Consider the following 19,146-nt stretch of genomic DNA (forward strand, 5'->3'; position numbering starts at 1 on the left):
TTATTTTTGATTTAATATATTTTCAAGATATCTTTGTTTATCAGAATCGGTGTTTTTTTGCACTACTTGTTTTTTTTCTTTTACAACTTCATTCTCTTTGGAAAAATAAAAGTGATCAATGATAAAAATAGAAGAAATAATCACAATTAAAGGTATTAAAAAAATCATAATCAATACTTTCTAAAAATATTGCCATAGTATTCTATATTATCTTTTTTTAAATTCTCATCAAAAGCATTTGCTTCAAAATTTGCTTTTAAAATTTTTTCTCTCTCTTCATCTAAATCCTGATAAGAAAAAACCATATTAATACTCACTACCCCATCAAGCTGTTCTAATTGTTTATATGCTTTTAACTCATCATCTAAATTTTCACTTTCTATTACTACTATAATTTTTTCATCCTGAGCTAATTCCACGCTACAACAAGGTGTTTGTTGAATTTGCTTTTTGAGTGTTTCTAATTTTTCTTCTTTAGTTAAAATCAACACACTAGAAAGATTCATCTATACTCCAAAATATAATTTTGTTTTCATAACCTGCACTAATAAACTCATGCTCGTTTAAAAATATAAGATATTCTAGCAAAAAATCTTTATTTTGGAATTTTTTTATTGTTTTTAAATTTTTAATATCTATAAGTTCTATGATATTTTTTTCATTATCTCCAAAAACTGCTATCGATCCATCTTTATTTAAAGCACAAGTATAAATCAAAAAATCTCTTTCTATATTTTTTTCTTGATCATTTTGCACTATACCTAATTTTCTATCAGTACTACAGCTTACAATAACTGTGTTTTTAAAATCAAGTTGATAGATATTATCCTTATGAATGCTCTTATAATTTTTTATTTTTTGCCACTTTTTCACATCAAAAAGTATTATTTCCCCGCTTTCAAAACCTGCCACTAATTGAGTTTTAGTTTCATTTAAAACCACATCACTTAAGCTAGAGCTAGAAAAAGTAAAATTTTTTACAACACTTTTTGTTTTTAGATCAAAAAGCTCTATATTAGAACCTAGCAAGGCTAATAAAATAGTATTATCATCTAAAAACAAAGCCTTTTTCACCCCATCATTAGCTAAATCATAGCTTAAAAGTTGTTTATTTTTATAAACATGTAATTTTTTGCTTCCAAAATCACCTTCACTTAAAATCAAAATAGCCCCATTTAAGTAATCAATACTATAAATTCTAGGGCTAAGATTTTCTTCATAAAAATTTTTAATCTTATCGAGTTGAGTGATTTTTTGCATTTTTTTATCTTTAATAAAGTATTGATTTATTTCTCCATTATCAAGTCCTATAAACAAACTATCATCAACAATTTTCAAAGCATTTAAATTTGAATCAAGTTTAAGCTCATAGCTAAATGCATATATACTCATTAGTAAGATTAAAAATATTTTTTTCATGATTTTATTTCACACCTTCATTTAAAACATCTAAGAAATTAGACTTTTTCTTTGATTCCTCGCTTTTAAATTTAGCTTCAAAGCTATTTCCCACTAAAGGTTTAGCATCACTTTGTGGCACATGGCATTGCGTACAATTAAATCTTGCATCACTTACCATATCTTTAGTAGATTTATTTTTTCTTAAATCAAAATAATGGCTGCTTGGAAGTGCTGTCGCAGCTAAGTCTTTTGCTACTGCTTTATCATGGCAACTTAAGCAAATATTATTATCTTTAGTAATTGGAAGCATATCCTCTAAAGTGTGTGGAATCAATGGTGGAGCATTTTCAAATGATCTCTCAATCAAAACAGATTCACCAGCCAAAGTTTGAGAGTATTTAGCATCCAACAACTCTACATTTTCACTTTCCAAACTTGTTTTTCTTAAACCTATATCTTTTGAATCAACACTTTTAACAGCAAGCCCGCAAGCACTTATTAAAACAGCTGCTGCTAAGGATAAAAAGATTTTATTTTTCATTTTCTCTCCTTAAATTTATTATACTAAAACCTAAAGCATCATCACCGCAAACATCAATACATTTTCCACATCTTATACACTCACCTGATTTTACATCTTGATTTTCTTTACCTACCATCCAAAGTACTTGCTTTTCAGGACATACCCCAAGGCATTTGTAACACTTAGTGCATTTTTGCAAGTTATATCTTACTTTTAGTAATGAAAAATGCGAGCTTAAAGCCCAAAAAGCTCCTAAAGGACAAAAATGTGAACAAGTAAATCTTGGACTAAAAAATGTATCTATACAAAAAATAATCAAAGCTACAAAAAGCCAAGAAATACCACCAAAAATAATCCCTCTTTGGATTATTCCTATATAAGAAAATTCCTCAAAAACAGGAAAAGAAAAAAGAAAGGAAAAAATCAAAACAAAAGCTAAAACATAATAACGTAAATTTTTATTTACATTAAAAACTCTTGCTTGATTAAAACCTAATTTATTTCTAATAAAATAGGCAAAATCAGTAATGATATTCACAGGACAAACCCAAGCACAAAACGCCCTTCCGGCAAAAATAGCATAAAATAAAAATACTATCAAAGCACCACTTAAAGCCATTAAATCTACTTGCAAACTTGCTAAAGCAAGTTGAATAAACGCAAAAGGATCACTTAGCGGCACCGAAGAAAATAAAACCGAAGAGCTTAAATTTCCTTTTAATATAAAATTAAATACACCAAAAGAAAAAAAAGTCAAAATAGACAATTGCACTATTCTTCTTAAAATAAGATATTTCATAGCAATTCTCCATCATTAAGATAATCTTTAGCCTTGTTTTTATTGAAATTTTTATCCGTATTTACATCTTGTAAACGCTTTTCATCTTTTTCATCCCAACCTTTGATGTAATTATCTCCAGCTTTTCCTAAAACAAATTCTCTAGGTAAAACTCTAATAGCTGCTTTTTGCGTTATACAGGCTTTTTCACAAATCCCACATCCAACACATACTTCATGATCTACCACAGGTAGTAAAAATGCATGCTTTGCGGTTCTTTCATTACGTTTTGTTTCAAGTTTTAATGCTTTATCTATTAAAGGACAAGCCCTATAGCAAGCATCACATTGAATTCCCCAATAAGCAACACAACTTGCACTATCAATTATAGCTATACCCATTTTTGTTTTATAAATTCCATCTTGTTGCTCTAGATATTTATGATCTAGTGCATTTGTAGGACAATCTCTTATACAAGGTATATCCTCACATAATCTACAAGGATTTTCTCTTGCTACAAAAAAAGGTGTGCCATTTTTAGCACTATTTTCTAAATTTGCTAGCTTCAAAACATCATAAGGACAAGCTTTTACACAAAGTCCACATCGTATGCATTTTGACAAAAACTCTTTTTCATTATCTGCTCCAGGAGGTCTTAAAAAATACTCCTGATTTGAGCTAAATGCTAAACTTGCTAAAAATGCACTTCCGCTTCCTATACATAAAAGCTTAAAGGTAAAGGCCAAAAATTCTCTTCTATTTTTCATTTTTATGCTTTAGTAATTTTTACGGCACATTTTTTGAAATCTGTTTGATTAGACAATGGACAAGTTGCATCTAATGTAACTTTGTTTATATATACATTCTCATCAAACCAAGGCACATACACAAGGCCTTTAGAAGGTTTATTTCTACCACGAAAATCTACTCTAGCTTTTACTTTACCACGGCGTGACTCTACCCATACGATGTCGCCTTGATTGATTTTCATAGCCTTAGCATCATCTTCATTCATATAGCAAAGTGCTTCAGGTACCGCACGGAAAAGCTCAGGAACTCTCATAGTCATAGTTCCACTATGCCAATGCTCTAAAACCCTACCAGTGCATAACCAGAATGGATATTCTTTGCTTGGTCTTTCAGGTGCTTTCATAAATGGTCTAAAGAAAATTTTTACCTTATTTTTTAAACTATATTTTTCTTTAGTTTGTGGAGCTAGTAAATCTCCTTTTGGTAATTCTTTAGCAAAATCTCCATAAAATGCAAAGTCTGAATTTGGAGCAGCTTTTTTAGCATAATAATCAAATTTAGTATTAAATCTCCATTGAGTTTCCTTACCATTTACCACAGGCCATCTTAAACCTCTTACTTTATGGTAAGTATCAAAATCAGCTAAATCATGTCCATGACCTAAACCAAATTTACGGTATTCTTCCCATAGATATTTTTGTACAAAAAATCCATATCCATTAAATTCTTTACCATCACTACCTATAACTTTTCTCTCATCGCCAAATACTTCAGAATTATCAAATCCTTTTGTAATATTATCTTTAGCTTTGAAAGATTTTGCTTCTTTGTTTGCAAATAATACATCATATAAAGTATCATCTTCGCTATAACCCATAGCTTTGGCTTCTTCTAAAACACTTGGCAGAGTAAGTTTATCATTTACCTTAGTTTCACCCCAAACTTCTTTTAATTTAAAGCGTTTTGCAAATTCCATAATTTGCCAAGTATCACTCATAGCCTCACCTACGGGTAAAACTTGTTGCTTCCAGTGTTGAGTTCTTCTTTCAGCATTACCATAAGCACCCCATTTTTCATAAATCATAGCACTTGGTAAAATTAAATCTGCCACCTTAGCACTAATTCCTGGGTAACAATCACTCACAACGATAAAATTATCCATTTCTCTAGCTGCTGCTATCCAGTGATTTGCATTAGCTGTATTTTGCCAAGGATTATTTACTTGCACCCAAGCAAATTTGATATTTCCATCTTCTAAATCCCTCATGATTTTTAAGTATGGAGCACCTGGTTTTGGATTGATTGTTTTTGCCGGAACTTTCCAAATTTTTTCACTAATTTCTCTGTGTTTAGGATTTGCAACAACCATATCAGCAGGCAAACGGTGTGAAAAAGTCCCTACTTCTCTTGCAGTTCCACAAGCACTTGGTTGTCCTGTTAATGAAAACGCACCATTTCCTGGTTTTGCTTGTTTACCAAGTAAAAAATGTACCATATAAGCTTGCTCGTTCACCCAAGTACCTCTTGTGTGTTGATTAAAGCCCATAGTCCAAAAACTTACAACTTTTCTATTTTTTTCTATATATAAATTTGCTAATTCTTGAAGTTTTTTCTTAAATTCTTCTATACTTTCATCTTCATTACCCTTAGCAACTTTAGCAACATAATCAAGCGTATAAGGTTCTAAAGCTTTTTTGAAATCTTCAAATGAAATTTCCCAATGCGCATCAGGAGTACTTTGGTGTTTCATTTCGAATTTATCGCCTGCTTTTACCCCCAAATAAGCCAAAGATACCGCTTCTTCTTCATCTACAATAATAGCATTTTGTTTTGCTACAGTATCTTTTTCACTTGCTTTAAATTTAGGATGGTTTGGATTATTTCTCATTCCATAACCAATATCAGCATAACCTGTTGTAAAAATACAATGTTTTTCAATAAATTCTTTATCCATAGCTTCAGGATGATTATAAACAATCTCTCTAGCGATATAATTCCAAATAGCTAAATCAGTATTTGGTTTGAAAATGATTTCAGTATCTGCTATATGAGAAGTTCTATTAGAAAAAGTAGATAAATTTATGATTTTAACTTTATCTAAATTGCTTAATTTTCTATCACTTACCCTTGACCATAAAATTGGATGCATTTCTGCCATATTTGCACCCCAAGTAATAATAGTATCAGTAAGCTCTATATCATCATAACAACCAGAAGGCTCATCAACCCCAAAAGTTTGCATAAAACCAACAACGGCACTAGCCATACAATGGCGTGCATTTGGGTCTATATTATTTGATCTAAAACCAGCTTTTACTAATTTTGCAGCAGCATATCCTTCTTGTATAGTGTATTGACCACTTGCAAAAATTCCAATTCCCTCAACACCTTTTTCTTTGTAAGCTTTTTTAAATTGTTTTTCCATTTCATCAAAAGCTCTTTGCCAAGAAACTTGTTGGAATTTTCCTTTTTTATCAAACTCACCTTTTGCATTTACGCGAAGCAAAGGTGTTACTAAACGATCTTCTCCATACATAATTTTTGCATTAAAATAACCTTTAATACAATTTAACCCACGATTTACTGGAGCTGCTGGATCTCCTTTTACAGCAACAATTTTACCATCTAAACTTGCAACTAAAATTCCACAGCCTGTACCACAAAATCTACAAACAGCCTTATCCCAACGCCATTTATTCTCAGTATTTGCAAGTACACTACTTGGAACACTAAGACCTGCAACACCACAAGCACTAGCAATAGCGGTATTTTTAATGAAGTCTCTTCTGTTCATTATATCCCTCGTTATTGTTTATTTATGTATAAAATAAAAATACATAGATACAATATTACTATGATTAGTTTTAAATATAAATTATAAAAAGGAATATTTTAAAAGTATTTATAAATTGGAGTTTTTTAGTGTTTTTTAAAAATTATTGCATATTATAAAACGCTAGTTAATTCTAGCGTTTTAATTGATTTACAATACCAAGCATATCATCACTTGTAGTGATTGCTTTTGAACCAGCTTCATAAGCTCTTTGTCCTGTAATAAGATCTGTCATTTCCTCTACAAGTTGAACATTACTAAGCTCTACAAAACCATGTTTGATTACAGAAAATCCATTCTCACCTGCTATACCTGCAATCGGCGCGCCACTTGCATCTGTTTCTACTAAAAGATTATCTCCTAAAGCATGTAAACCTGCAGGGTTAATAAAATTAACAAGCTCAATTTGACCTATTTGAGTTTCTGCTGTATTTCCTGGTTGCATTACTGAAACCGTTCCATCGCTTGCTACGTTAATAGCTGTAGCATCTTCAGGTATAGTCATTTCTGGTAAAAGTCTATAGCCATCTGAATTCACTATATTTCCTTCAGCATCTTTGGTAAATTGACCATTTCTAGTATAAGCTATAGTTCCATCAGGCATTTGAATTTGGAAAAATCCATTATTACCAGCAATTGCCATATCAAGACCTGAAGTTGAAGTTTGTTTTAAACTACCTTCGCTAAAAATTTTACTAACAGCTGTCACTCTTGAGCCAAGACCTACTTCTATACCGCTTGGGTGTTTTGTAGTACTTGAGGTTGAAGTACCTGCATACTTCATTGTTTGATACATTAAATCTGCAAATTCTACACGCGATTTTTTATAACCTACTGTATTAACATTTGAAATATTATTTGATGTTACATCAATTTGTGTTTGTTGTGATACCATCCCTGATGCTGCTGTGTATAATGATCTTAACATTTTATCTATCCTTAGTTTTATTTAGTACTTGCTAATTTATTAATAGCTTCTTGATTTAAATCATCCATATGAGATGTCATAACTTTTTGATACATCTCAACCATTCTATTTGCTTCGATTAATCCTACCATTTCTGTAACTGGATTAACATTTGATCCTTGAGTAAAACCCTGCTTTATGGCATTTGAATTTGGCAAATCTCTGATTTTGTTTAAATTATCGATTTTATACATATTATCGCCATCTTTTTGTAAATCTCTTAAATCATCAACTTGTGCGACGAATAATCTTGCTATATCTTGATTAGATGCACTAATGATTCCATTTTTATCCACATTAATAAAAGAAGTAGAATCTCCTATGCGTATGCCATCATTTTCAGGATTATTAAAATAATCACTACTTAAAACTCTATATCCTTGACGATTGACTAAATAACCCTCATCATCAAGCTGGAAATTTCCATCTTGGCTTAATCTTACTTCACCATTATTTGTTTTAATCAAATAAAAAGTATCTTCACGAGTAAGAGCTAAATCCAAAGGATTATGTGTCATTTTCATAGAGCCTACGCTAAAATTTGTATAGACATGATTAACCTGCGGAACTCTATCTATAGTTGTGTTTACAAATCTTGCAGCATCTCTTGTGTGATTTTGTATAGGCAACTCATCTTGAGTTTCTTTAAAAATCCTTTTAAAATCTGCAATAACAACATTATCTCTTTTATAGCCACTTGTATTTACATTTGCTAGGTTGTTAGTTACAACATCTAAGCGATTAAATTGCGTAACCATAGCACCAGTAGCCTGATAATACCCATTTTGCATTGTTTTTCCTAACTAAAATCTTAATTTTTCACTAACAAAGCAAAAGATGTTCCAAAATGTTTTTATTTGTTTTTAATTAATCTTTAGGCATAATATTTGGTTTTACACTCATTACTTAAATACAAGGGGTATCCATGGCTAATGAAACCAATGTTTTAGAAGAACTTTTCAAAGAAAATTCCAAAGATTATATCACATATGAAAAACTTGTCAAGTATTTTGCAAAGCTTCCAAATGCAACAAGTGCAAAAAAAATCCGTGATTTAATGGATAAATATAAAGTAGAATTAATCTCTTCAGCCGAAATTGCCAAAAAAAGAAATTTAGAAGAAGCAAAAAAACTACAAGAAGAAAAACAAAAATTACAAGATACAAGTTTAGAAAATGAATTTGATTTAGCCAATGAAAATGATTTATTAGAATGGAGTAGATCAGACTCTCCTGTAAGAATGTATTTAAGAGAAATGGGGCAAATTGCACTTTTAAATAAAGATGAAGAAATTGAAATTTCTAAAAAAATTGAACTAGGTGAAGATATTATCATCGATGCTTTTTGTTCAGTGCCTTATTTGATTGATTTTATACTTGATTATAAAGAACCTTTAATCAATAGAGAAAGAAGAGTAAAAGAACTATTTAAAAGCTTTGAAGATGATGATAAAAGTGATGATGATAAAAGTGATGACGAAATAGACTCTGAAGAAGAGAATGAAAACGAAGAGAATGAAAACTCAAGCGAAAAAAAACCTAAAAAAACAAGCAAAAAAGAAGATGAAAGAACCTTAAAAGTCATAGAAAGCTTTAAAGCTTTAGAAAAAGCAAAAAAAGAATGGTTAAAAACCATATCTACTATTAATGCAGAAAAAAATGATGATGAATTATTAGATAAACTCATAATTGCTTTTAAAAAAAATATACTAAAAGAAAAACTAATGGATCTAGGTCCAACCTCAAAACTCATCTCTGAAATCGTAAAATCCATGGAAACAGCTTTAAAAAGTGATGAGGAATTTGATAAAGAATTAAAACGCTTAGAATACCGTTTACCAATGTTTTCAGAAGAACTAAAACAAAGACACCAAGATATTTTAAAAGATATTACCAAACTTAGTAAAGAAGAAATTGCCGAACGCGCCCTAGAAACTACCATGGTAAGCACTTATATGGAGATAAAAAAACTCATTCAAACCAAAGAAGCTAGCCAAAATTCTTTTGATTTAGAAAAAGATCAATTAAAAGAAATTCTAGAGCAAATCAAACGTGGTAAAAAAATATCTGATGAGGCTAAAACTAGAATGGCAAAATCAAATTTACGCTTAGTTGTAAGTATTGCTAAAAGATATACTAACCGCGGATTACCATTTTTAGATTTAATCCAAGAAGGTAATATAGGTTTAATGAAAGCGGTAGATAAATTTGAATATAAACGCGGTTATAAGTTTTCAACCTATGCAACTTGGTGGATTAGACAAGCTATTTCAAGAGCAATTGCCGATCAAGCAAGAACTATAAGAATTCCTATTCATATGATAGAAACCATTAATCAAATCAATAAAATCATTCGTGAATATTTACAAAAAGAAGGTAAAGAACCTGATGTAAGTATTATTGCTAAAGAAGTAGGACTTAGCGTAGATAAAGTAAAACAAGTGATTAAAATCACCAAAGAGCCAATTTCTCTAGAAGCGCCTATTAGCAATGAAGATGATGGTAAATTTGGAGATTTTGTAGAGGATAGAACTTCAATTTCACCTATGGATCACATCTTAAAAGATGATTTAAAAGAGCAAATTGATGAAGTTTTAGATCAGCTTAATGATAGAGAAAAAGCTGTTATTAGAATGCGTTTTGGTCTGATGGATGATGAGAGCGATAGAACCTTAGAAGAAATCGGTAAAGAATTAAATGTTACAAGAGAAAGAGTGAGACAAATAGAAAGCTCAGCTATAAAAAAACTCAAACATCCAAAAGTTGGTAGAAAACTTAAAAATTACATAGAAGGTTGGAAATAATCCTTGCTAAAAAGCAAGGATTAGCTATCCCTAAAAAGCTTCGTTGCTAAGTGTGTTGCTCTGCTATGATCGGTATCTTTTTTCAAGGTATTAAAAATTCTACTAATATATTCTTCTAAGATTTGCTGAGAATTATTAATTTTTTCTGCCTCATTTAAAGCAATCTTACGATATCTTCCTTCGCTATCTAACTCATAAGCTAAATCATTATCGCTTAATTGTAGTTTTAAAATTTGAGCTAATTTTGCACGTGAATGCTCATCAAAAATAGGAGTCATTAATTCTAGTCTTCTTTCTAAATTTCTTGGCATCCAATCAGCACTTGAAATAAAATAATTTGGCTCGGTGTGTTTGAAGTATAAAATTCTAGCATGCTCTAAATATTTTCCCACTATACTTCTAACTTTTATATTTTCACTATACCCTTTTACTCCAGGTCTTAAACAACAAATTCCTCGCACAATAAGATCTATTCTAACACCTTTATTTGAAGCCTCATATAAAGCCTTAATCACATCACCATCTACTAAAGCATTCATTTTAGCTATGATTACTCCATCTTTTCCATGACTTGCTTCAGTAGCTATCATATCTAAAATTCTTTCTTTGATTTGCTTTGGACTCATTGATAAAGTCTTTAAACGACGACTTTTGCTATATCCTGAAAGTATATGAAAAAAGGTCGTGGTATCTTGAGAATATTCTTCTTTAGAAGTAAAATAACTTACATCAGTATAAATTTTAGCTGAACTTGCATTATAATTACCCGTACTTAAGTGGTTATAAATTTTTAATTTTTCCCCTTCTTTTCTAATCACTTGAGCCACTTTTGCATGCACTTTAAAACCTGTAATTCCATATATTACATGAGCCCCTGCATTTTCTAATGATTTTGCCCAATGTAAGTTATTTTCCTCATCAAAACGCGCCTTTAACTCTACCATTACAGTCACTTGCTTGCCATCACTTGCTGCATCAATTAAAGCTTGGACTATATTTGAATTTTTCTCTACCCTATAAAGAGTCATTCTTATAGACACAACCTTAGGATCTTTGCTTGCCTCTTTGATAAACTGATACACAGGCTCAAAACTTTCATAAGGCTGTATAGCTAATATATCTTGTTTATCTATTGCACTAAAAATGGATACATTATCTCCAAAAGGTGGTAAAATTTTTGGTGTATACATAGGATTTAACAAATGCGTAAATTCTTTATTAGAAATGATTTGCCACAATGATGGCAAATTTAAAAGTATACTGTATTCATAAATGTCTTTATGAAAAATATTCATATGAGAGCTTAAAAATTCAATCAACTGCTCATCTGCACCCTTTTCTATTTGCAAGCGTATAAAAGCACCTTTTCTACGAAGTTTTAAACCCTGCTCTAAAATCAACATAAAATCATCAGCTTCTTCTTCTTCTATCTCCATATCTGCATTTCTAGTTACTCTAAAAGCAGCAGATGATAAAAGTTTATAACCAGGAAAAATATGCTCAGTATGATGACGCACTATGCTTTCTATAGGCACATAAATATTCGAACTTACTTGGTAAAATCTTGGTAAAACCCTAGGTATACGTATCATGCCAAATTTTAAAAGTTCAGGATGCATAGGATCACAAAGCTTTACCGCCAAAGAAAACGAAAGATTATTTAAATGCGGAAAAGGATGAGTTGCATCAACTGCAATAGGCACTATCACAGGAAAAATGTTAGAAAAAAAATGCTCATTACATTGCTGTTTTAAATCCTCATCAAGTTCTTCATATGAGCGAATAAATAAATTTTCTTTTTCTAAATCTTGGGTAATTTTAGTAAAGTATTGCTCTACTACATATTTTTCTTCATGTAAATAATTTCTAATGGCTTTAAGCTGTGCAAGTGGCGTCATTTCATCATTACTTGCTGTGCTTATCCCTGCTACAAAAAGCTGTTTTAATCCTGCCACTCTTATCATATAAAACTCATCTAAATTTGTACAATATATAGCAATAAATTTAAGTTTTTCAAGTAAGGGAAGATCTTTAGAACATTGATCCAAAACACGGGAATTAAATCCAAGCCAAGAAAGCTCTCTATTAATATACATTGATGGTTGAATTTGCATAATACACCTACCTTATTTTCTAGTATTTAATATTTTAGTATTTCTTTTATTAAAATTTATTTTATTTTTATAATAGTAAATAAAATCATATAAAAAAATAATACTTTTTTTCTCTTATTAAAAAAATAATTAATAATTAATAAATATATATTTACTTTTAAAAATTTATAGTGTTATATAATTGCACACAAGTTCTTGTAACTTAAACTTCATTCAAAGGAGAGACTTTGAAAAAAGCAAACTCAAAACTTTTTGCTGTTTTCCTCTTCTTACTTGTAATTTTAGCAGGTGTGGGAATGTATACTTTCCATAATGCTAAAGGCACTTCTTATTTTAGTGATGCCAGTGAAAGCTGTAATAATTGTCACATTATGAACGAAGTTTATAATGATTATTTAAAAGCTTCACACTCTAAAGAAGTTGATGGTAAACCAAGAGCAACCTGTAATGATTGCCATTTGCCACATAGCTTTTTTGAAAAATGGATTGCTAAAGCTCAAAGTGGCTTAGGACATGCTTATGCATTTACTTTCAAACTTGATTCTTTGCCTACGCATTTGAGTGCAAATGCAAAAAGTAAAGAAATAGTCCAAAATAACTGTATAGAATGTCACAAAGAAATTGCGAGTAACACTATCAACCCTACTCTAGATCCACATAAAGATAATGCTTTAAGTTGTGTGTCTTGTCATCAAGGTGTTGGCCATAAGAGAGGATTTTAAATGAAAGGAGTATTTAATGAATAACAAAGGCATTTTATATAGTGCTATTAGTGCTACTATAGTAGCTATTGCAGGCGTATTGTGGTTAAATCAAGATATCACAGCCAAAACAAACGATTCAGTAGGTGGAATCATCTCTCAAGAAATCGTAAAACTTGGTGATGAAAATCCTACTTTTGATTATTGGGGAAAGAATTTTCCTGATTATTTAGATATGCACACAACAGTGGAAAAACAAGCACCTAATGCAACAGAATTTGGCGGGAATTTAGCTTATTCAAAACTAATTCGCTATCCACAATTAACTGTTCTTTGGGCGGGTTATCCATTCAGTATTGATGCCAATGAAGAAAGAGGTCACTTTTGGGTTCAAGTAGATCAAATGGATACAGCTAGAAACAATAAAGATTTCTTGAACGCACACGGTTTTGCAGGATTTGGTGGCCAACCAACAGCTTGTATGAATTGTCATAGCGGATGGACCCCTTGGCTTTTAAACAACACTGCAAAAGGTGATTGGGTTGCATTTAACTCTGCAAAATATTGGACTATGATTAAAACAGTTCCTGCAGTAAATGGAGCTAAAGAAAACTCACCTGAGCACAGTGGACCTCATGGTGGAAAAAGAATGGGTGTAACATGTGCAGATTGTCATAATCCAACAGATATGAGTTTAAGACTTACAAGACCAGCTTTAATCAAAGCATTAATTTCAAGAGGTTATGAAGCAGATGAAAAACAAGGAATTAAAGCTTCAAGAAGCGAAATGAGAACCTTAGTATGCTCTCAATGTCACGTTGAATACTACTTCAAACCAACAGGTACCAAAGTAAAAACTATCGGAGAAAGTATAGCTAATGATAGTTCTAAAAAATGGTGGAATGGTACTCAAAAAACTTACGATGAGTTTGATTCTTGGAGAGATGGTAATAAGCCAGTTGAAATCGAAGTTGATGGTATAGAACTAGCATTTCCTTGGAGTGAGTGGAAAAAAGGTGAGCCATTTAGAATAGAAATGTTTGATGATTATTATGAAAAAAACAGAGAGAACTTCTCAAGTGATTGGGTTCATAAAATCACCAAAGCGCCTATGCTAAAAATTCAACATCCAGAAAGCGAACTTTATAGTGGTGGAGTACATGCTGCAAATGGTGTAAGTTGTGCAGATTGTCATATGCCTTATATTAGAAAAGGTGCAAAAAAAGTTACTAACCATAACATCACTTCACCTTTAGTTGATATCAACTCAGCTTGTAAAACTTGTCACACTCAAAGCGAAAGCTATTTAGCAAAACAAGTAAAAGACATTCAAAATTCAGTAGCCCATGATTTAAGAACAGCTGAATATTCTTTAGTAAGCTTGATTAAAGATGTAGAAACTATTCGCACAGAGCTTGGAAAAATGCCAAAATTCCAAACTGATGGTAAGGCAGATGATGCTAAAATTTCAGCTGAATTAAAAGAAGTATTAGAACTTCATAGAAAATCTCAAGTAAGAGCAGACTTTGTAGGTGCTGAAAACTCAACAGGTTTCCATAATCCCAGAGAAGCTTCAAGAATGCTTTTACAATCAGTTGATATGTCAAGACAAGGACAAACTAAATTAGTAGAAATTGCGGCCAAAAATGGCATTAAAGATTTCAAAACTTCAAATTTAGGTTTTGAAGATATTCAAAAATTAAATCCAGGTGAAATTCACTATAAAGTAGATCTAAATGGTAACAAAGCAGGAGATCGCTACTACAAACATCAAGAAGTAAATGGTAATCCACCAGCAAAACTTCTTGAAGATGATAAAAATCTAAAACCTTATAATTATAAAGTAATAGATTAATCAAAATAAACCCTCATAATCGAGGGTTTATTCTTTTATCAAACTTATATCCTCACCTTTTAAAATTTTATTCATGGTGTTCATAGCACACATTTTTCCACACATTGAACAAGAATTAAGTTCTTCAGGTTTTCTTTCATTAAACATTTTCTTAGCCTTTTCTCCATCAATTGCTAATTTAAACATTTTTTCCCAATCAATATCTTGTCTAGCTTTACTCATTGTATCATCTATTTTTCTTTCTTTAGGAAGTTTGGCTATATCTCCTGCATGAGCTGCTATTTTAGTCGCTACTATACCATCTCTTACATCTTCTAAATTTGGAAGTCTTAAATGTTCAGCAGGAGTTACATAACAAAGTATATCAGCACCAGCTGCTGCTGCAACTGCTCCGCCGATTGCCCCACTTATATGATCATACCCTGCACCTATATCAGTAACTAATGGTCCTAAAACGTAAAATGGAGCTCCATTGCAAATTCTTTTTTCAAGTTGCATATTAGCTTCTATTTCATTAATAGCCATATGACCAGGTCCTTCTATCATCACTTGCACATCTTGAACCCATGCTCTTTTAGTTAACAACGAAAGTTCTATAAGTTCAGCAATTTGAGCCCCATCGCTTGCATCATGAGTGCAACCTGGTCTTAGCGCATCGCCTAAAGAAAGCGTCACATCAAATTCCTTGCATATAGCAAGCAAATCATCATAATATTCATAGAATGGATTTTCAGCATCATTCATTTGCATCCAAGCATAAAGAACTGAGCCTCCTCTTGAAACTATATTAGTAATCCTATCACACTCTTTAAAAACCCTAACAGCACGAGAATTTATCCCTGCATGAATTGTCATAAAATCCACTCCACTTTTAGCATGATGATATACTACATCTAAAAAATCTTTTGCCTTAATATCTTTTAAATCTTTTTCTAAAAACCCAACCGCATCATAAACAGGCACAGTGCCTATCATAGCTTTTGAAGTAGCAATTAACTCATCTCTAAAACGACTAGTTTTACCATAATTACTAAGATCCATAATAGCTTCTATATTAAATTTATGAGCTAACTCCACCTTTTTCATTTCTTCACTATAATCTACACAATCATTTGAAACACCTAAATTAACATTTACCTTTGTTTTAAGTCCATAGCCAATACCATTTGGGTCTAGTGCTTTATGGTTGATATTTGCAGGAATAATGATTTTTCCACATGCTATATTCTCAAGCAAAAAATCTTCACTTACTTGCTCTTTTTGTGCAACAATTTGCATTTGTTTTGTGAAAGTTCCTTCTTTTGCATAAGACATTTGAGTTTTCATTTAAATTTATCCTTAAAATAAAATTTGGATAAATGAAGGGTATGTGAGTAGTTGATAAATTATCCCAACGCTAGCATTATCTAGTTCTGGTGCGGTCTAAGCTTTTAGCTTACTCTCAGCCTGTATCACAAGCTCCCGTCATTTATACAAATGCAGTATAGCGATAAATCTAAAACAAAGTTTATTTTTTAGATTGATTTTTAGCTTGCTTGCTAAAATGTAACAATTCTTCAGTAGTTTTAATGTAAAAAGGAATTTTTTTAAGACAGTATTTTAAAATTTCACTTGCAGCCAAAGCATCACTTAAAGCCCTATGATGCTTACTTTCAATACACAAAAACTCTTTTAGTGCATCAAGGCCATATTTAGGACTTTCAATGCATTTTTTAGCTAAATCAATTGTGCATAACCTTCTATTTAAAAGCACTCCAAAATCATTTTCATACATAGCTTTAGATATAAAATGATAATCAAAACGCACATTGTGTGCTACAAAAATACTATCCTTTAAAAACAATTTAAAATTATTTAGCACAGTTTTTAAAGAAGGAGCATTTTCTACCATATCCAAACTAATCCCTGTTAATTCTGTAATATTTTCAGGTATGCTTTCTACTTTTATAAAACTCTCAAATCTATCAATTTCTTTATAGTTTTGAATTTTCACTGCACCTATTTCTAAAATTTGACCACTTTTTATCCCACCGGTGCTTTCAATATCTACTACACAAAAAATCTCATCTTTTATTTTTGTATTTTTACTTTTTAAACACAAACAATTTTGCGCATTAAGCTCTACCCCTAGCCCTAAAAGTTCAAAAATATATAAATCAAACTCATAATGATTTAATTCTTCTATTTTTGCAAGTTCTTTTAAAACCCAAGGAAAAGGTTTGTTTTCTTTACTTAATTTGATGATTAAATCATCGATTTGTTGTTGGCTCAAAATTCAAGCTTTAAAGAATTGATTGCTGTTTTTTTATCTTGCGAGGAAAAGATATAACTACCTGCGACTAAAATATCAGCTCCTGCTTCATCTAAATCAGGTGCATTTAAGCCATTTACCCCGCCATCAACTTCTATAAAAACTTTAAGATTTTTTTTATCTATCATTTCCCTTAACTGTCGAATTTTATCATACACCAAAGGTAAAAAACTTTGCCCACCAAAGCCTGGATTAACACTCATTAAAAGCACCATATCTACAAATTCTAAAATATACTCTATACTTGAAACCGGAGTATGTGGATTTAAAACAATAGCAGGATGAATGCCGTTTTTTCTTATATACTCACATACCCTAATAGGATGATTTTCAGCTTCCAAATGAAAGCTAATAAATTTTGGCTTTATTGGGATAAATAAATCTACAAAGCTACTAACATTATGCACCATTAAATGCACATCTAGAGGCACTGAAGTAATTTTTGAAATATTTTCAATCACACAAGGACCAAAAGTAAGATTTGGCACAAAATGTCCATCCATCACATCAATATGCAATAAATCAGCCCCTGCTTGCGATACTTCTTTAATCTCATTTTCTAAATTTAAAAAATTTGCAGACAATAAACTTGGTGCTACATACATTTTATATCTCCGATAAAAGTAAAAAATAATTTTATCATACTTATTATCAAATTTTCTTTATGTATTTTTGATAATATTTGATTTTTTTAAGCTTGCTTTAGATATAATGTTAAAAAATATTTTTATTTCATAAGGAAAAATTTATGTCAAGAATTTGCCAAATTACAGGAAAAGGACCTATGGTAGGTAATAATGTTAGTCATGCTAACAATAAAACTAAAAGACGCTTTTTGCCAAATTTAAGAACAGTTCGTATTACTTTAGAAGATGGAACTACTAGAAAAGTTAGAGTTGCTGCTTCAACTTTAAGAACGCTTAAAAAACAAAGCAGTAAATAATCCTTAATATAAACGAGGAATTGTTATGTCTTTTTTGAAGAAGCTACAAAAATTCCTCAATTGGTCTCCTTCCCCAAAACCCTCAATTAGTCTTAATGATGAGCTTTACGAGCAACTTAAATTTTTAAGAATTCCACTTATTGCTGTTGTTGTTATGACGTTAATTGGGGCTTTTGGCTATATGCTCACAAGTAATTACAACCTTAATGATGCTATTTATCAAGCTGGAATGACATTTACTACTTTAGGCTACACTGAAGTAAATCCCATACCAACAGCTGGTAGAATTTTTACAGTTGTGTATGTGTTATTAACCTTTACAATTTTTACATTTTGCATGGGTCTAGTTATAGAAATAGTAAAAAAAGGTGTTTTGTCTAAAATCATCAAGGAAAGAAGAATGCTTCATAAAGTTGCAAGATTAAAAAATCATTTTGTAATATGCTATCATAATGATTTTACTATAGAATTGGCACAGCAATTTAGAGAAAATCATATTCCTTTTGTCGTTGTTGACGAAATTGAAAATTTTAGCGAAATAGCTGAAAAATATAATTATCCTTACTATATAGAAAGCGCACCTCATACAAACACAGCTTTTTTAAAAACTAATCTTTCTAGTGCAAAAGGTATAATAACCCTTAGCAATAACATAGCAGATAATATTGCCATCATTGCTTCAGTAAGATTATTTGAAAAAGAATTACAAAGAATTAATCCTTATTTTATATTAGCTAGTTCAAACAGTGAAGATGAAACAGAAAAACTCAAAAAACTTGGAGCAAACTCAATAGTTTCTGCAACAAAACTAGTTGCACAAAGACTTAGCGCTATGTCAGCAAGACCGGATATGGAAAATTTATTAGAAAACTATCTTTATAAAAAAAATAGTCCTATTGATTTAGAAGAAGTTAAAATTCCTGATGAATCTTGGGTCAGATTTAAAAGATTAAAAGAAATTCACTTAAGAGATATGGCAAATGTAAGCATAGTGGGAATTTTAGAAAATAAAAAATTTACTCCTATGCCAAGAGGTGATACTTTAATAAGTACAGGTGCTAAACTGTTATTAGTAGGGACAGCTGACAGTATAAAAATAGCTAAAAAAATTATTAAAAACAAACAAAAACCAGATGAGTTAAAATATATTTAACTTATTTTAAGTTA

General features: G+C 31.0%; 18 protein-coding genes and 1 riboswitch. Of the genes, 5 read left to right on the forward strand and 13 right to left on the reverse strand.

The window, feature by feature from the left end; genetic code table 11:
- The 9 genes from L8X40_RS02050 to L8X40_RS02090 all read right to left on the reverse strand — a co-directional run bounded on the left by L8X40_RS02050 (position 1) and on the right by L8X40_RS02090 (position 8,043).
- Positions 1-168, reverse strand: coding sequence for a hypothetical protein (locus L8X40_RS02050; RefSeq protein WP_087699327.1), 168 nt, complete (start codon positions 166-168; stop codon positions 1-3).
- A 2-nt stretch (positions 169-170) separates the two neighbouring features.
- On the reverse strand, positions 171-506 hold the full coding sequence (locus L8X40_RS02055; RefSeq protein ID WP_263667187.1) for a chaperone NapD: 336 nt from the start codon (positions 504-506) through the stop codon (positions 171-173).
- Complete coding sequence (locus L8X40_RS02060) at positions 493-1,419, reverse strand: WD40 repeat domain-containing protein (RefSeq protein ID WP_263667188.1); 927 nt, start codon at positions 1,417-1,419, stop codon at positions 493-495. Before L8X40_RS02060 ends, L8X40_RS02055 begins: the two co-directional genes overlap by 14 nt.
- Positions 1,420-1,423: 4 nt before the next feature.
- Positions 1,424-1,942, reverse strand: a complete 519-nt coding sequence (locus L8X40_RS02065) for a nitrate reductase cytochrome c-type subunit (RefSeq protein WP_087699321.1) — start codon at positions 1,940-1,942, stop codon at positions 1,424-1,426.
- Positions 1,932-2,723 carry a quinol dehydrogenase ferredoxin subunit NapH gene (napH, locus tag L8X40_RS02070; protein ID WP_087699319.1) on the reverse strand — a complete coding sequence of 264 codons (792 nt, stop codon included), beginning with the start codon at positions 2,721-2,723 and terminating at the stop codon, positions 1,932-1,934. Before napH ends, L8X40_RS02065 begins: the two co-directional genes overlap by 11 nt.
- The gene (gene napG, locus L8X40_RS02075; protein WP_263667189.1) at positions 2,720-3,469 is read right to left on the reverse strand and encodes a ferredoxin-type protein NapG; all 750 of its coding nucleotides are present in this window, start codon (positions 3,467-3,469) and stop codon (positions 2,720-2,722) included. The genes napH and napG overlap by 4 nt, the downstream gene beginning before the upstream one ends.
- 2 nt (positions 3,470-3,471) lie before the next feature.
- Entirely contained in the window at positions 3,472-6,246 is a 2,775-nt protein-coding gene (gene napA, locus L8X40_RS02080) for a periplasmic nitrate reductase subunit alpha (RefSeq protein WP_214135907.1), read from the reverse strand.
- A gap of 172 nt (positions 6,247-6,418) precedes the next feature.
- Complete coding sequence (flgG, locus tag L8X40_RS02085) at positions 6,419-7,213, reverse strand: flagellar basal-body rod protein FlgG (protein WP_087699313.1); 795 nt, start codon at positions 7,211-7,213, stop codon at positions 6,419-6,421.
- Positions 7,214-7,230: 17 nt separating this feature from the next.
- Complete coding sequence (locus L8X40_RS02090) at positions 7,231-8,043, reverse strand: flagellar hook-basal body protein (RefSeq protein ID WP_039618632.1); 813 nt, start codon at positions 8,041-8,043, stop codon at positions 7,231-7,233.
- A 134-nt stretch (positions 8,044-8,177) separates the two neighbouring features.
- Between L8X40_RS02090 and rpoD the strand changes: the two genes are divergently transcribed.
- A complete protein-coding gene (rpoD, locus tag L8X40_RS02095; RefSeq protein ID WP_087699309.1) occupies positions 8,178-10,055 on the forward strand; it encodes an RNA polymerase sigma factor RpoD in 1,878 nt (625 codons plus the stop codon).
- Between the two features lie 20 nt (positions 10,056-10,075).
- Here rpoD and L8X40_RS02100 read toward each other — a convergent pair whose 3' ends face one another.
- Positions 10,076-12,169 carry an RNA degradosome polyphosphate kinase gene (locus L8X40_RS02100; RefSeq protein WP_214125439.1) on the reverse strand — a complete coding sequence of 698 codons (2,094 nt, stop codon included), beginning with the start codon at positions 12,167-12,169 and terminating at the stop codon, positions 10,076-10,078.
- Positions 12,170-12,396: 227 nt separating this feature from the next.
- Between L8X40_RS02100 and nrfH the strand changes: the two genes are divergently transcribed.
- Together nrfH and L8X40_RS02110 are read left to right on the forward strand one after the other, a co-directional pair.
- Positions 12,397-12,891 carry a cytochrome c nitrite reductase small subunit gene (gene nrfH, locus L8X40_RS02105; RefSeq protein WP_039618639.1) on the forward strand — a complete coding sequence of 165 codons (495 nt, stop codon included), beginning with the start codon at positions 12,397-12,399 and terminating at the stop codon, positions 12,889-12,891.
- Between the two features lie 16 nt (positions 12,892-12,907).
- Positions 12,908-14,725 carry an ammonia-forming cytochrome c nitrite reductase subunit c552 gene (locus L8X40_RS02110; RefSeq protein WP_087700783.1) on the forward strand — a complete coding sequence of 606 codons (1,818 nt, stop codon included), beginning with the start codon at positions 12,908-12,910 and terminating at the stop codon, positions 14,723-14,725.
- Between the two features lie 27 nt (positions 14,726-14,752).
- Here the strand turns inward: L8X40_RS02110 and thiC are convergent, their stop codons facing one another.
- From thiC to rpe, 3 genes are all read right to left on the reverse strand, one after another.
- Complete coding sequence (thiC, locus tag L8X40_RS02115; RefSeq protein ID WP_087700782.1) at positions 14,753-16,051, reverse strand: phosphomethylpyrimidine synthase ThiC; 1,299 nt, start codon at positions 16,049-16,051, stop codon at positions 14,753-14,755.
- 44 nt (positions 16,052-16,095) lie between these two features.
- A riboswitch (TPP riboswitch) is annotated at positions 16,096-16,200 on the reverse strand.
- A gap of 32 nt (positions 16,201-16,232) precedes the next feature.
- Positions 16,233-16,997, reverse strand: coding sequence for a 3'-5' exonuclease (locus L8X40_RS02120; RefSeq protein ID WP_087700781.1), 765 nt, complete (start codon positions 16,995-16,997; stop codon positions 16,233-16,235).
- Entirely contained in the window at positions 16,994-17,641 is a 648-nt protein-coding gene (rpe, locus tag L8X40_RS02125; protein ID WP_087700780.1) for a ribulose-phosphate 3-epimerase, read from the reverse strand. Before rpe ends, L8X40_RS02120 begins: the two co-directional genes overlap by 4 nt.
- A 143-nt stretch (positions 17,642-17,784) precedes the next feature.
- On the opposite strand from rpe, the gene rpmB reads away from it, so the two are divergent.
- Positions 17,785-17,979, forward strand: coding sequence for a 50S ribosomal protein L28 (rpmB, locus tag L8X40_RS02130; protein WP_012661734.1), 195 nt, complete (start codon positions 17,785-17,787; stop codon positions 17,977-17,979).
- Positions 17,980-18,004: 25 nt separating this feature from the next.
- On the forward strand, positions 18,005-19,132 hold the full coding sequence (locus tag L8X40_RS02135) for a potassium channel family protein (protein WP_087700779.1): 1,128 nt from the start codon (positions 18,005-18,007) through the stop codon (positions 19,130-19,132).
- Positions 19,133-19,146: the final 14 nt, after the last annotated feature.

The sequence above is a fragment of the Campylobacter sp. CNRCH_2013_0855 genome, assembly GCF_025773025.1.
In the GTDB taxonomy this organism is placed as follows: Bacteria; Campylobacterota; Campylobacteria; order Campylobacterales; family Campylobacteraceae; genus Campylobacter_D; species Campylobacter_D jejuni_C.

Excerpts from the sequence above, each read along its gene's own strand:
- L8X40_RS02050 (WP_087699327.1), bottom strand. The coding sequence starts at position 168 with ATGATTTTTTTAATACCTTTAATTGTGATTATTTCTTCTATTTTTATC.
- L8X40_RS02055 (WP_263667187.1), bottom strand. The coding sequence starts at position 506 with ATGAATCTTTCTAGTGTGTTGATTTTAACTAAAGAAGAAAAATTAGAA.
- L8X40_RS02060 (WP_263667188.1), bottom strand. The coding sequence starts at position 1,419 with ATGAAAAAAATATTTTTAATCTTACTAATGAGTATATATGCATTTAGC.
- L8X40_RS02065 (WP_087699321.1), bottom strand. The coding sequence starts at position 1,942 with ATGAAAAATAAAATCTTTTTATCCTTAGCAGCAGCTGTTTTAATAAGT.
- napH (WP_087699319.1), bottom strand. The coding sequence starts at position 2,723 with ATGAAATATCTTATTTTAAGAAGAATAGTGCAATTGTCTATTTTGACT.
- napG (WP_263667189.1), bottom strand. The coding sequence starts at position 3,469 with ATGAAAAATAGAAGAGAATTTTTGGCCTTTACCTTTAAGCTTTTATGT.
- napA (WP_214135907.1), bottom strand. The coding sequence starts at position 6,246 with ATGAACAGAAGAGACTTCATTAAAAATACCGCTATTGCTAGTGCTTGT.
- flgG (WP_087699313.1), bottom strand. The coding sequence starts at position 7,213 with ATGTTAAGATCATTATACACAGCAGCATCAGGGATGGTATCACAACAA.
- L8X40_RS02090 (WP_039618632.1), bottom strand. The coding sequence starts at position 8,043 with ATGCAAAATGGGTATTATCAGGCTACTGGTGCTATGGTTACGCAATTT.
- rpoD (WP_087699309.1), top strand. The coding sequence starts at position 8,178 with ATGGCTAATGAAACCAATGTTTTAGAAGAACTTTTCAAAGAAAATTCC.
- L8X40_RS02100 (WP_214125439.1), bottom strand. The coding sequence starts at position 12,169 with ATGCAAATTCAACCATCAATGTATATTAATAGAGAGCTTTCTTGGCTT.
- L8X40_RS02110 (WP_087700783.1), top strand. The coding sequence starts at position 12,908 with ATGAATAACAAAGGCATTTTATATAGTGCTATTAGTGCTACTATAGTA.
- thiC (WP_087700782.1), bottom strand. The coding sequence starts at position 16,051 with ATGAAAACTCAAATGTCTTATGCAAAAGAAGGAACTTTCACAAAACAA.
- rpe (WP_087700780.1), bottom strand. The coding sequence starts at position 17,641 with ATGTATGTAGCACCAAGTTTATTGTCTGCAAATTTTTTAAATTTAGAA.
- rpmB (WP_012661734.1), top strand. The coding sequence starts at position 17,785 with ATGTCAAGAATTTGCCAAATTACAGGAAAAGGACCTATGGTAGGTAAT.
- L8X40_RS02135 (WP_087700779.1), top strand. The coding sequence starts at position 18,005 with ATGTCTTTTTTGAAGAAGCTACAAAAATTCCTCAATTGGTCTCCTTCC.